This is a genomic window from Mesorhizobium koreense (assembly GCF_031656215.1).
Taxonomy (GTDB): Bacteria; Pseudomonadota; Alphaproteobacteria; order Rhizobiales; family Rhizobiaceae; genus Mesorhizobium_L; species Mesorhizobium_L koreense.
In genome coordinates this window covers 968,594-981,100 of record NZ_CP134228.1, presented here as the reverse complement: position 1 = coordinate 981,100, position 12,507 = coordinate 968,594, and the positions used below count along the sequence as shown (strand labels likewise).

The 12,507-nt window shown below is 59.5% G+C and carries 9 protein-coding genes and 3 pseudogenes; 5 read left to right on the top strand and 7 right to left on the bottom strand.

The window, feature by feature from the left end; all coding sequences use genetic code 11:
• Positions 1 to 20: 20 nt before the first annotated feature.
• The 5 genes and pseudogenes from RBH77_RS04710 to RBH77_RS04690 all read right to left on the bottom strand — a co-directional run.
• Positions 21 to 302 (bottom strand): helix-turn-helix transcriptional regulator, encoded by a 282-nt coding sequence (locus tag RBH77_RS04710; protein ID WP_311030982.1) that lies wholly within the window; start codon positions 300 to 302, stop codon positions 21 to 23.
• 120 nt (positions 303 to 422) lie between these two features.
• Positions 423 to 878: a DUF2285 domain-containing protein gene (locus RBH77_RS04705; RefSeq protein ID WP_311030981.1), complete on the bottom strand. Its 456-nt coding sequence runs from the start codon at positions 876 to 878 to the stop codon at positions 423 to 425.
• Positions 879 to 978: 100 nt separating this feature from the next.
• Positions 979 to 1,179 carry a transcriptional regulator domain-containing protein gene (locus RBH77_RS04700; RefSeq protein ID WP_311030980.1) on the bottom strand — a complete coding sequence of 67 codons (201 nt, stop codon included), beginning with the start codon at positions 1,177 to 1,179 and terminating at the stop codon, positions 979 to 981.
• Positions 1,180 to 1,310: 131 nt separating this feature from the next.
• Positions 1,311 to 1,997, bottom strand: coding sequence for a Y4oE-related protein (locus RBH77_RS04695; RefSeq protein WP_311030979.1), 687 nt, complete (start codon positions 1,995 to 1,997; stop codon positions 1,311 to 1,313).
• A gap of 628 nt (positions 1,998 to 2,625) precedes the next feature.
• Positions 2,626 to 2,923: pseudogene (locus RBH77_RS04690) on the bottom strand (MFS transporter); the annotation flags it as partial.
• 435 nt (positions 2,924 to 3,358) lie between these two features.
• Here RBH77_RS04690 and RBH77_RS04685 point away from each other — a divergent pair.
• Positions 3,359 to 4,630, top strand: coding sequence for an MFS transporter (locus tag RBH77_RS04685; protein ID WP_311030978.1), 1,272 nt, complete (start codon positions 3,359 to 3,361; stop codon positions 4,628 to 4,630).
• A gap of 401 nt (positions 4,631 to 5,031) precedes the next feature.
• On the opposite strand, the gene RBH77_RS04680 is transcribed toward RBH77_RS04685, so the two are convergent.
• The gene (locus RBH77_RS04680) at positions 5,032 to 6,408 is read right to left on the bottom strand and encodes a chloride channel protein (protein WP_311030977.1); all 1,377 of its coding nucleotides are present in this window, start codon (positions 6,406 to 6,408) and stop codon (positions 5,032 to 5,034) included.
• 161 nt (positions 6,409 to 6,569) lie between these two features.
• Between RBH77_RS04680 and nhaA (RBH77_RS04675) the strand changes: the two are divergent.
• Positions 6,570 to 7,742, top strand: a pseudogene (gene nhaA / locus RBH77_RS04675) (Na+/H+ antiporter NhaA).
• A gap of 517 nt (positions 7,743 to 8,259) precedes the next feature.
• On the opposite strand, the pseudogene RBH77_RS04670 reads toward nhaA (RBH77_RS04675), so the two are convergent.
• A pseudogene (locus RBH77_RS04670) lies at positions 8,260 to 8,408 on the bottom strand (IS3 family transposase); the annotation flags it as partial.
• 834 nt (positions 8,409 to 9,242) lie between these two features.
• Here RBH77_RS04670 and RBH77_RS04665 point away from each other — a divergent pair.
• From RBH77_RS04665 to RBH77_RS04655, 3 genes are all read left to right on the top strand, one after another.
• Positions 9,243 to 9,632, top strand: a complete 390-nt coding sequence (locus RBH77_RS04665; RefSeq protein ID WP_311030976.1) for a response regulator — start codon at positions 9,243 to 9,245, stop codon at positions 9,630 to 9,632.
• A 394-nt stretch (positions 9,633 to 10,026) separates the two neighbouring features.
• Positions 10,027 to 11,250 (top strand): Na+/H+ antiporter NhaA, encoded by a 1,224-nt coding sequence (gene nhaA / locus RBH77_RS04660; protein ID WP_311030975.1) that lies wholly within the window; start codon positions 10,027 to 10,029, stop codon positions 11,248 to 11,250.
• An 847-nt stretch (positions 11,251 to 12,097) separates the two neighbouring features.
• Complete coding sequence (locus RBH77_RS04655; protein WP_371832837.1) at positions 12,098 to 12,499, top strand: hypothetical protein; 402 nt, start codon at positions 12,098 to 12,100, stop codon at positions 12,497 to 12,499.
• Positions 12,500 to 12,507: the final 8 nt, after the last annotated feature.

The following is a 12,507-nucleotide window of genomic DNA, read 5'->3' as shown; positions in this document are numbered from 1 at the left end:
TGACAAAGGGGAAAGGCCGTTCAGCGGACTTCACGCCCGGCGTAGGCGATGGGGCGTGCGGTATGGCGCTTGGCCGGCAGGACCGAACCTCGTGGATCGGAGGTCGACGTCATCGCGCCACGCTGGACCCAGGCTTGAAGATCCTCGATCGCATAGACGACGCGGCCTCCGAGTTTACGATAAGCGGGGCCCGTCCCGTAGGTGCGATGCTTCTCGAGCGTGCGAGCGGAAAGGCTGAGAAAGTGCGCGGCTTCCTTCGTGCGCAGGTAGCGCGGCGGCAGTGCGGCGGTGGTGGCATGCATGAGGGTGTCTCCTTCTTGCGGTCGCGGATAAAAGACGATCCATGGCCAGAATGGAGGAGCAGAAGGAGGATGATCAGGTGCGGAATTGCGCAACGTTATTTCGCACCGGGACGAGCAGGATCATGAATGCCGCCGCCTATAGCGGAGCAACTGGCGGTAGCCGCGCTCGACCATCTTCGCGCCGTCGCGCGCGAGGCGATGTGTCAGGTATCGAAAGGACGAGTCATGCCAGTCTTCCCGACTGACAAGTCGTCGGCCGAACAAAGCCGTCGCGACTTCAAAGTGCGAGGCCTTCTCTTCCCGGCCGTCGAGGCATCGCAACATATGGCCCAGACGCCGCCGCTGGGCTGAGCTCAACCTGGCGTCAGGACGGTGTTTGCCGCCAACCGAGTGGATCAATTGCGCAATTGATGAGAGCCGATCGAACGCCATGTCATCGAGTGGGATGATGGCGGCCAACGGTTTGTCAGGCTGCGCACCGTTCAGGAGCGCCAGTTGCGGGCCTTCAGGCGATGGACGGATATGAAGGCCGATTTCATCACGCTCGCCCTGCGGGTACGGAATGTTCGCCGTCATGTCCTGCTTCGCTCGCAAAGACATCGGGGACTCGATGAGGTTGATGACGCCCGGGTCGATCTCAGGCGCCCAATAGATAGGCTGTTCGGCCGCGGACTGGTCAGGCCTGGCGGCGAAACTGCAAACCCCAGCGTTTGCGCAGCTCGCGCATGGCCTTGGTCGTGCGGGACGCAGAGAAATCACGCTGATAGTCAGGATTCCGGCGCAGGAATTCCCAGGCGATCACATTGGCGGCGGCGTCTTTGACGAACGCATATGCATGTGGGTCACGCCACCGCGATGAGTCCGGTTTCATCCGCATCCGCTCTCTCCCTTTCAAAAGTTTGATAGGGCAGCGCGGACGTGTGCGGTATCCTTGGATTCCGTCATTGACGACGGATTGGTGGAAGGCGACGACCTCGGATTCGGCGGATCGGCCGATGTCGAAATCGTCTACTGGCGTGCGCTTTGGAGTGTCCTGAAAATATCCGTCCAGGTCCGATAGGTTTCTTCGTCGTCCTGGCTCCAGGCACGGAATGCGCGCCAGGCGGCGATGGAAGATGCAGGCTGCTCGAAAAGCGATCCGATCGACCGGTCACAACCCGGCAACGTGGCAGCGTCGTCGCCTACCGATTCGTGCAGGAGATGTCGTAGGTCAGCCAATGCCGAGCGGATATGTGGAAGCGGGAAATCAAAGAGATCGTTGTTGTCAGCGGCTTCGCGCACGACGACTGCAAGCTTTGCTGCCACGCCCGCCATTGAGATGGCAGATGTGGTCGCAATTTTCTCCAGCAAGATTTCCGCTTTCGATGCGTTATCCATTTCCGCCTTCCGGGCGGCGAGGTAGCGGAGTTCGGCTGTTATCCCCTTCCCTTTTCGCGGCACCTCAGTCGATATGGATGAGAAACCGTTATCTTTCATGAGCTCGGTTTCAGCTTTTTGCTGCTGAACACAAGAAGCCAAAGTCGTCGTGTGCGCGTCGATCCAGGCAAGGGAAAGAACGACCGCGGGATCTTTTATCAACGGATCATCAACGGCAGGGCTGGCTAGGGAATGTCCATCGCGGAACTCCGCTGGGTCGCTACGATCCGCTCTGCGCGTGACGAAAGGCAAAGTCGTGGTATTGTCGGAATCAGCCATGATCCGAGCTCCACTCAGCTTGGTGTGGTCAGGCTGGTCAGAGCGTTGCACCGCTTTGGCCAGCTGTTGCACGTGCAAAGCGAGTGCATTGCACGTGCAAGACTATACACAAATGAGAGCGAAGTTCAACACCGAAAATGTCGAAGCAGCCGTTTACGACTCGCCTTGACCCAGCGATCTTAGCGTTGGCTCAAAAACTCGCGGAGTTGGACCGCCGGTCAATTACGGCTGTCATTGAGGTCGCATTGATCGAATACGCCGACCGGCGCGGCTTGAAGCCATCGAAGCAGAACTCCACTGAATGACCCGATGTGCCTTGGAGCTCAAGCGGTCTGTCGTCCAGAGTAGCATAGCGCACGGCTTCATCCATTAGCGAGTATCAAGCGAGAGATGTCTCGGTTGGGGCCGTCTCCGGACAGTCGGCTTTAGGCATCGAGGATCGAATAGCCGCCGTTGTAGGAGGGCTCTGATCGCAACGACAGCTTCCGACCCAATCTCTGCCGTTCCAAAGTCACTGACGTTTTCTTGAAAGCCGCCGTTCCTGGACGCCCAACGGTCGGCATGGACGGGGCCGGGAGCTGATCGACAACTTTTGGCGTTCGCATAGCGGGTAGCAGACATTCAAACCTAGCCGCGCGGTGCCTAGCATGGGACCGGCGCCGCCACAGCGCGCCTTGGGCGCTGACAACGGCAGGATGCGGTTGTTCGGCGTCTGGAACAGGCCGAAGCCGAGGCCGGCGATCACGGTGCCGACGACGAAAGTCGCCCGCGTGGATTGGTCGGCAGCAGTCCGCCGCGAGGCCAATCGTCAGCAGAGCGCCACGCATGGCGCAGAGCCAAGCCGTCTTCACCCGATAGGCCAACCGCCTGGAGAAGGGGGGTGATTATCGCCACCGCCCCCGCCAGGGCAGCATGTAGAGCCCCGCCGGTCGCCGTCATGCCGAGCCTGTTCGATGCGCCGGTCACGGCGGAGCAACTGTGCGCCTGGGCCCATGTGGTCTCCCCGCAACGGCGGAGCCGATCCAGCCCGCAGACGAGGCGCTGGGCGCGCACGGGCTCTCGCGCCGGGTAGGTGTCGAGCATCGTCCTCCGGTCTCATGGGTATTGTTCCGTGCTCGGCCTGCCTAGCGCTCCAACGAACTTCTTCCGAGCGATCAGAACGGTACATATTAACTGCGATGCCCTACAGGCTTTTGAGGAGCTCAGCGTCGCTGCGAAATCCGGCATAGCCTGCAAAAATATTCGCGGCCTGCGGCTACGCTGACGCCGCGAAAGCGTCGGTTGTGGACGCTCTTTGAAAATTCGATGCCGCGATCTCGGTGATAATTTCAGCTTTGGGTCATCTAGGGATCGGTGTCATCATGAGGGGCAGCTTGCGATCGGTCGGCGTTTTGCTGCTCAGCACGTTCATTATGATGCTGGCGGTCGGGTTACAAGGCGTGCTCATCCCATTGCGGGCCGCGGCCGAAGGCTGGAGCCGCACCGAAATCGCGTGGATCGGAACGTCTTACGCGCTGGCTTTCACCGCAGGCTGCATTATCACACCGATCCTGGTGAAGCGGGTCGGCCATATCCGTGTGTTTGCCGCACTTCAGGCGCTGCTCGGTGTTTCCATGCTGCTCCATGCCTTAATCCTGGATCCGCTTGCATGGTGTGTGTTTCGGGTAATTGGCGGCCTTGCTCTTTCGGGCGCTTACATGATCATCGAGAGCTGGCTCAACGAGCGCGTCGATAATGCAAACCGTGGTACGATTTTCGCCGGCTACATGATCGCTTCCATGTCGGGCGTCGGAGCAGGGCAATTCATCCTGCCTTTAGGCCATGTTGGAACGCCGGTATTGTTTATGATTAGCGCTGTGTTCTATAGCATGGCGATGCTGCCGATCGCCTTTACGACAGCGCAGTCACCGCAACCTCTTACTCGCATGTCTCTCGACTTGAAGGCGCTTTATTTCAAATCGCCGGCCGCCCTTGTCGGATCATTCCTCGCCGGCGTCATCTTTGGCAACTGGAACTATTTCGGGCCGCTTTACGGGCAGGCCGTTGGACTGTCTTCGACCGGCATCGCAATTATGATGACGGCTGCCATGGTGGGTGGAATGATATTCCAGGTTCCCTTTGGAAAGCTCTCTGACCGTATCGATCGTCGCTACGTCATGGCTCTCGCCGGAATGATCGGGGCGGCAGTCTCCCTGACCATGATCATGACTTCGCCTGTTCGGTCTGTGGCGGTCATTGCCGGTGTGTTTGCGCTGGGTTCAGTCCTTTTCACGATCTATGCTCTCAACGTTGCGCATGCCAACGACAAGGCCGACACTGGGGAATTTCTGCAGGTATCGGGAGGCCTGCTGATCGTTTACGGCATCGGCACCATGATCGGCCCGCAACTCGGCGGGCGGCTTATGGATGCAACGGGCCCATCAGGCTTTTTCATTGCAATGGCCATCATTTATGGGCTTTACGGATTGCATGCCTTATGGCGCTCTTGGCAGGCGCCGGCGGTCGATCCTGATCAGCGCAGCGATTTCCAGGTTCTGCCTGCAACGCCGGTTCAAACTCCCGAGAGTGTGGCCCTGGACGGCCGGGCGGATGAAGAGCCGAAGGGGGAGGACGTCACGCAGCTTCATACATAACTGGTTGCATGGATAATCCTGAAAACCACCATGTGTCGCCTGGCGGGGCGACGGTAGCAAACCTTCGTCTTTCGTTCGTTTCGACAGGCCGCGCTCCTGATCTTCGTCATTGCCAGCGTGGCCCGACCGGTGTGAAGTTTGCCGGCACAATCGCGGAATTGGCACGATACGCTGGCGGCGGACTTCCACAACATCGACACGCGAAAGCCACCGCCCTCAATGAGATCCGTCAGCGCGTTCTTGCGGGGTATCTCGATAATCTATGATTGAGCATCAGCGTCAGCCCAGGGGGGACGCCCACCGGGGGGGAAGTTTCCGGAACGCGTCGAGCCGTCGATGATCCTGGTAAAGGCGAGCGCCGTGGCAGCACCGGGATGCAGTTATCCGTCGGATTCCGCAAACTAGCCGTCACGGGAGCTTTGCTCAAGCGGCGCTGGCGACGTCATCATTTCCGATCGTCGCCGGCGGATCGCTTCGGCGACGAATATGCGTGACAATGCGTGATAGAGCGGTTCATGCGAGATCATCCGGGCCGTGCCGTAGCCAAGCATCGAGGTGATCATCAGCGCGATGACGTTGTCCTGGTTGCCGGTCATTTCGAGGATGATGACGAAAGCGGTCATCGGCGCCTGGACCACGCCGGCGAAATAGCCAGCCATGCCGAGCAGCGCCGCTACGCCGGTGCCGCCGCCGAATATCAGGCTTAGCGAAGAGCCGACTCCCGCTCCCACCGCCAGCGACGGCGCGAACAGGCCGCCCGGTATTCCGGAAACCGTCGACAACACGCCGGCAGCCAACTTCTCGGCAAAGAAAATCCAGGGCAGAGGCGTTCCTTCGATCGCGCCGCGCGCCTGGGCGTAGCCGGTGCCAAAGGTCAATCCGTCCGAGGCTAGGCCGATCAGCGCCACGCCGATGCCGCACAAGCCGGCCACCAGTAAGGTGCGTGGCAGCGGCTGCAGCACGTTCCAGCGTCTTATCTGACGTGTTCCCTTCAATACCAGCAGGGAAAACAATGCGCCGAACCCGCCGCCGACAATGCCGCAGGCCAGGATCAGCGGGGCGTTGACGATGAAAGACACAGTGCCCTTCGCCACCCCGAAATAAGTGTAGTTGCCAAGCAGGCCGAGCGAAGCGAGCCCGGCCAAGATCACCGCCGTCAACACCAGCCCGTTGGTGCGCGCCTGATAGGTACGGCCCATTTCTTCGATGGCGAAGACAATGCCGGCGAGCGGCGTGTTGAAAGCGGCAGCGACACCGGCGGCCGATCCGGCGAGGATCAGGCCGCGTGCCTGCGCCATGCCGCCCCAGCGGGCCACCTGCAGCATGATCGACGCGCCGACCTGCACCGTCGGCCCTTCGCGGCTGATCGATGCGCCGCACAACAGGCCGAGCAGGGTAAGGCCGATCTTGCCGATCACCATCTTGAACGACAGCAAGCGGTTCCGTTCCTCTTCATCGCGAAGGTGGCGGGCGGCGATCGCCTGTGGGATGCCGCTGCCCTGTGAGTTGGGGAAATAGACATAGGCTGCCCACGCGCACAGCATGAAGCCGATGGGCGTGATGAGAAGCGGCAGCAGGCCGCGCCAGCCGCCGCCATCGCCGATGATCGTATGGAAACCGGATTGTGCAACGTCGGCCAGTTTCGCGAACAGTACGCTGACAAGGCCGACGAGCACGGCACCGATCCAGAACACCAGGCGCGGCTGCCATACACGGCGCGAACCCCACATGGCGCGCGTGCGGCGAAGCATTGGGTTTCGTGGAAATGTGCGACGCATTTTCCAGCTTTAGACTGGCATGGTGTCGCCGCATAGAGGTTTGGCCGGTGGCCATATCTCAAGGCAAACGCTATATACCGTCAACGGCGTGTGCTGCGTGCGCCCAAGGCTTCCCTAAAACGACGGAGAACAGGCGCAACCTGCTCAGGGAAGACGAACCCATGTCCACGCCAAAGACCACGCGGCCGTCAAGTTTTCTGCGCGGCTTTATCGACAGCGAGGCATCGGGCGGCCTCGTCCTGATGGCGGCCGCCGTTCTTGCCTTGATCGTCGCCAACTCGCCGCTGGGCGCGACCTATTCAACGGTGCTGCACTCCTATGTTGGCGGCCTGAGCGTCCAGCACTGGATAAACGACGCGTTGATGGCCGTCTTCTTCCTGCTGGTCGGCCTCGAAATCAAGCGCGAAGTGATCGGCGGACAACTGGCGACATGGTCCAGCCGGATGCTTCCCGGCCTCGCCGCCCTTGGCGGCATGGTTGTTCCGGCTCTGATCTATGCCGCAATCAACGTAGACTCGCCTGAAACAATACGGGGCTGGGCGATCCCTGCCGCGACCGACATAGCCTTTGCACTCGGCGTCCTGTCGCTCCTTGGTTCGCGCGTCCCGCTTTCTCTCAAGGTGTTCCTGACCGCGCTGGCCATTCTTGACGACCTGGGCGCGGTCATCCTCATCGCCCTCTTCTATACAGCCGACCTCAATTTGCACGCGCTCGCCGGAGCCGCCGCCGTCATTGCGATGGCCATCGGCCTGAACCGCGCGAAGGTCACTGCCCTGATTCCCTATCTCATCCTCGGTGTTGGCCTTTGGTATCTCATATATCTATCCGGCGTTCACGCGACGCTGGCGGGCATAGCGCTCGCCCTTACAATCCCGCTTGTGATCGAAACCCCCGACACATAATTAACTGAACCGCCGCTCCTGAGGCTCGAATACGCGATTCAGCCTTGGATGGCGTTCGCCATCGTGCCAATCTTCGGCTTTGCCAATGCCGGCGTATCGTATGCGGGTTTTTCGCCCTCCGCCTTGCTCAGTCCAGTTCCACTAGGCATCGCCGCTGGTCTGTTCGTTGGTAAACAGATCGGCGTATTCGGTATGACGATTCTGGCAATCAAGACCAAGCTGGCGGTCTTGCCGGAACGCGCCACCTGGCGGCAGGTCTATGGCGTATCGCTGCTGTGCGGCATCGGCTTCACGATGAGTCTTTTCATTGGGTTGCTGGCATTCCCGATGTCGCCCGACCTCCTCGATCAGGTCAAGATCGGCGTGTTGGCGGGGTCCGTCTCCTCTGGCGTTGTCGGCGCTATCGTCCTGGCGACCACTCGCAGTTCGTGAGTGGCTGCAATGGTACGGCGGTCGAGAAGGGTGATCTGGGTCATCGCCGCCGCCCTATCCGTGACATTCGTCGGCCAGTTCGTTCAGCCACGGCACGATCGCGCCGTCATAGGCATACAGATTGCCGAAGGCCGCCGGCGCCTTTTCGGAGCGTGGTGAGGGCATCGGAGGTCACGGGCGGAGCCGGTTGCGAGGCAGACGTCGGTTGTTCGGATCAGAAAAATGGCCCATCGGATCTTTTCGGCGAAATGCCTGCTCCAACGCTTCATCCCGACTGGGCAAGCGCACACACATTCTTCTCCGCAATCTGCATCGCAGCAGCCGTCATTTTCTGGCTCTGATCAACGAGTCCTGAGCCTAGGTGGCGAGGTCACTACTGGAGATGTCTTCCTGCTTCCTCCAATGAGACGACGCAACGCCAGCATATTAGCAGCTGCGAGCGCTTGGGGCCACGTTGTTGTCCGCCGTCAGGGGCGGTGTGACCTAACGGAGGTTCTGGCCCATCAGGGTTGTCATTTTATGCGGCCGCTTCTCGTTGAAGCAAACGGCGTCGTCTGCCGGTTTGGCATCTGATCCTTTCCCTTTCTAGCAAGATGACGTCGCCACGCCCGAAGTAGACGTCGGCGGGGTTAGATTGCCGAGGCTCTCGTGGTAGCGGCGGTGATTGGCGCTCCTGGTCGTAAAGGAACATTGGTGGGCCATCCCGGGCAATGCCAGCTTGCGCTCGATGCAATGGGTCAAGCCGCTGGCGGCAAGCGGACGCAGATGCTGGACCAGTTGTACGTCAAAGAGCGCAGGATCTCCGCCGGAGAGGACAGGACGATATCCGTCGGATGACGCCCCTTTGTCGTAATCTTAGTGAAATTGTCGAAACGGCTATTGCCGCCTTCGATCGGCCTTTCGTCCGGCAAAACGCACTGCTCGATCGCTACGGGCAGCGGCTGGCGCGGACGGCTTCCAACTTGCCGTCCTCGGCCAGTTCAAACGGGGCAAGAGCACACCGGTGTTGATCCGGCATTACTTGCTAAAACCATCCTATCGCCAAATTCCACGCCAAGACCCCAAACAGAACAGCCGCAATGGATAGCAAGCCTATGGAGACGATCAGGGCCGCTAAACGGACATAGGGGCGTCTCTCGGGGAGCATCGTTAAATCCGTCCACCAAGTCTGATTTTTCGTAGATCCTAGTCTAGCGGTAACAGATGTTCTAATTGTGGGAGGACGAAATCTGCCTGATTGGATTACCACACTACTCATCCTTTGCACCATGGGTCCCGACTGCTGACCGGCTTCGACCCGGCCGGCTTTGTTGGGAACAAATCGCCCATTTGAATGTTCGATGATCGCTGCCCTTGACAGCTGTCCTTTTCGGAACGCCCAGCTGGCTCCCTCGCCGACGGGGCTTCCTAGAAGCTCATCTGTCCACCCCTCGTAGATCACGTGAATCCAAGGGAACCTTACGTTACGTTACTCGTTGTGAGGTGAACAAGGCAGGGATCATGGGGCAAGAGGTACCGGTGCTGGTGGTCGAGGACGATGGGCTGATCCTCCTCGATCTGGAAGGTACGATCAAGGAAGGTGGCTATTCGCCATTGCCGGCCGATACGGGCGAGCAAGCGAGGGAAATGCTACAGACCACCGAGTTTCGGGCGCTCGTTACCGATGTCAATCTCGGTAGCGGAGTGACCGGCTGGGATCTAGCGCGCCAGGCTCGCGAGCTCTTTCCAGACTTGCCGGTGGTCTATGTCACAAGCGCGTCTCACGAAGAGTGGTCGGCGCAGGGCGTGCCCAATAGTATCTTGATCGCGAAGCCATTTGCGCCCGCTCAGGTCGTGACAGCGATTTCTCAGCTTCTCAACAACCCAGACAGCGACGGCATAGCAGGTTGACGAAGTGCAGCCGACTGCGTGTGAACATATAGCCCCATCGTCTCAGACCTTTTGCAACTGACCGAAGCTCCGTCGTCCGCCGTTCGGTTTCCGTTGACACCGATCGCGGCTCGCTGGGAACGGTGGCGTTATATCAGGCTGCGAATTATCGTCCACGTCAACAGGATGCAAACGCCGGTGAAGATGATCGCGCCGATCAGCGTCCCGAGCTTCAGCAATGGGTCATCACCTTTCTCGAACATATTAGCCCCTTCTCGGCTCTTCTTACATTCATCGTTGGCGGTGCAAAAAGATAGTGCGCATATAACGTGCGGATCAATTTCTTCGCCCGCTGGCTCGGCGAAAACCTTTTATACGACGCGACTACGTCGCATATGTGCTGCTGGAGTGATTCATGGCGGAGGAGATATCTGTGCCCTTGAAAATGCGACCTCTTTCCGTCCTGCGCAGCTTGCTCGACAGCGAGGCATCAGGAGGGCTGATCCTGATGGGCGCGGCCGCTCTAGCCTTGATCATCGCTAATTCATCGCTGGACGGCATCTATTTCGATCTACTGCACACCTATATCGGGCCGCTGTCCGTCTCCCATTGGATCAACGATGCGCTCATGGCAGTCTTTTTTCTGTTGGTGGGGATGGAAATCAAGCGTGAGATGCTCGACGGCCAGCTCTCGACCTGGAGCCGGCGCATTCTGCCCGGCGTAGCCGCACTTGCCGGTATGATCGTGCCCGCGTTCATCTATATCGCTTTCAATTGGAGCGACCCGGCAACCATCCGCGGTTGGGCTATCTCGTCAGCGACAGACATTGCATTCGCACTTGGCGTGTTGTCGCTGCTCGGCGACCGCGTGCCGACTTCACTGAAGGTTTTCTTGGCGGCTCTCGCGATCATAGATGACCTAGGCGCCGTGGTGATCATCGCGTTATTCTACGCGGGCGGCCTGTCACTGACCTATCTTGGGGCGTCTGCTGCGATACTGTTGCTGCTTGCCATCATCAATCGATCTGGTGTTACGAGGCTCTTGCCCTACCTCCTGCTTGGCGCAGTGCTTTGGTATTGCGTGTTCCATTCTGGCGTACACGCGACAGTCGCAGGTGTTCTACTGGCGCTCACGATACCGCTTTATCCCTCGCGCGGCACACCCGACGACCTGGAGAAGTCCCCTCTGCACAGGCTTGAACACAAACTGCAGCGATGGGTCGCTTTCCTGATCATACCTATATTTGGCTTTGCTAATGCAGGTGTCTCTTTTGAAGGCGTTTCTCTGGCGGCGCTGACTAGCCCGCTGACGCTCGGCGTGGCGCTGGGCCTGCTGATCGGCAAGTTAATCGGCGTTTTTGGCAGCGCCTACGCCGTCATAAAGACGGGGCTGGCAAGTGTGCCGATGGGCGCAAGCATGCTGCAGGTCCTCGGCGTCTCGATACTGTGCGGCATCGGCTTCACGATGAGCCTGTTTATCGGCCTTCTAGCATTCGCAGACGAACCGGCGCTGCAGGAAGAAGTCAAAGTAGGTATCCTGCTTGGATCGACGACAGCCGCCATTGTCGGTTACAGTTTGCTGCGCTTTGCGCCGCGTGAGATACCGGCACCGCGCTCACGGCAGTTGAATGATGGATAAGGACGCCGCATTTCCTGGATAAGGCGCCCTTCTGCTTATGCTTGGCACAGCGTCTTCCGACTGCCTCCCGCGTTGCATGAGCATATGCCGGCAATGTGGAGACATGACCCTGTCGAACGAACCTCGTCCTGACGATTGGCATTCAGCCATCGGTGGATGGATTGTGTTGGCGGTTCTGCTGGCCGTGGCCGCCGTCATCGTCTGAGCAAAGTAGGTAAGCCGCTGTAGGCGCAGACTACCTACATTCCGTTACTCGGCAAGCTTGATATCTGCAACTTCACTTCCATTAGCATGCGGGCTGTTTTTAATTAAGTCGGCGGCGCGCCGATAGGGGCCTCGTACCAACGACCGCTCCGACGTGCGCCACAGCACCGTTCAAACCGGCGCCGTATTTCGGACAGAAGGCAAATCGGCTCTCGATGCCCAATCCACAGCCGACGCAGCCCATCGTTGTCGGACGATGTTTCCGCCGGGCCCAGCAGCAAGCCGGGCCGCGGGCAAGGCAGCTACAGTATGGACCTGACGGCCTACGGTGACAAGGGGCACGTCTATGGTCAGTCCGATTTCGTTGGCTGACATTGCGGAAGCGGACATTCCTTTTGGCCCGGTCTCGGTCCAAGTCAAGCCTGATCCCGGTCGGACAAGGAGTGACCTTCCAAAGTGCATTTACTGCTGCAGCGCTGGCCGGGAGTTTCGGGCCTTGTAAAGCGCCGACACGAATCCCCGTCGATAGGCTCTCTAGGTGCCGAGTCGCGGCACGACTGGACAAATCCGCGATTTCGGCGTCTAATTTGATCATCAAGAATGCATGGGGGCGTTGACCGGTCGAGAGCCGCGGGAGGGCGAGATGACCGCCGTCAGATGCGCCCTGAAGGGCCGGGAATACGTCAGCTGTAATCGCGCCTTTGGCTGCCTCTGCCAATTCAATTCGCTGCCGACATGCGGAAAGTGCCACGAGGTGGTGCCGATTGTTGATGCGAAAGCGTCGCCAGAGCGGCGAGACGCCGTGTTTCGGACTATGAGCGGCCTCGGCACCAAACCGGGGGCGACTCTTTTCCAAAAGTCCTCCGCGACCTTCGACACGATCACGACCCCGTCTTCTCCGAAATCGGCTTCGACGTCGACGCGGCCCCGCGTGCCGAACGGTTTTGAATATGACGTTTGCGAGGTCGGGAGCGGCACCGCCCGTACGCAGGGGCCGGTCGCTCTTATGATTGAGGCTTCGCATGCGCGATTCGCGCGCTTCTAGATGACGGA

Excerpts from the sequence above, each read along its gene's own strand:
- RBH77_RS04710 (WP_311030982.1), bottom strand. The coding sequence starts at position 302 with ATGCATGCCACCACCGCCGCACTGCCGCCGCGCTACCTGCGCACGAAG.
- RBH77_RS04705 (WP_311030981.1), bottom strand. The coding sequence starts at position 878 with ATGACGGCGAACATTCCGTACCCGCAGGGCGAGCGTGATGAAATCGGC.
- RBH77_RS04700 (WP_311030980.1), bottom strand. The coding sequence starts at position 1,179 with ATGCGGATGAAACCGGACTCATCGCGGTGGCGTGACCCACATGCATAT.
- RBH77_RS04695 (WP_311030979.1), bottom strand. The coding sequence starts at position 1,997 with ATGGCTGATTCCGACAATACCACGACTTTGCCTTTCGTCACGCGCAGA.
- RBH77_RS04685 (WP_311030978.1), top strand. The coding sequence starts at position 3,359 with ATGAGGGGCAGCTTGCGATCGGTCGGCGTTTTGCTGCTCAGCACGTTC.
- RBH77_RS04680 (WP_311030977.1), bottom strand. The coding sequence starts at position 6,408 with ATGCGTCGCACATTTCCACGAAACCCAATGCTTCGCCGCACGCGCGCC.
- RBH77_RS04665 (WP_311030976.1), top strand. The coding sequence starts at position 9,243 with ATGGGGCAAGAGGTACCGGTGCTGGTGGTCGAGGACGATGGGCTGATC.
- nhaA (WP_311030975.1), top strand. The coding sequence starts at position 10,027 with ATGGCGGAGGAGATATCTGTGCCCTTGAAAATGCGACCTCTTTCCGTC.
- RBH77_RS04655 (WP_371832837.1), top strand. The coding sequence starts at position 12,098 with ATGACCGCCGTCAGATGCGCCCTGAAGGGCCGGGAATACGTCAGCTGT.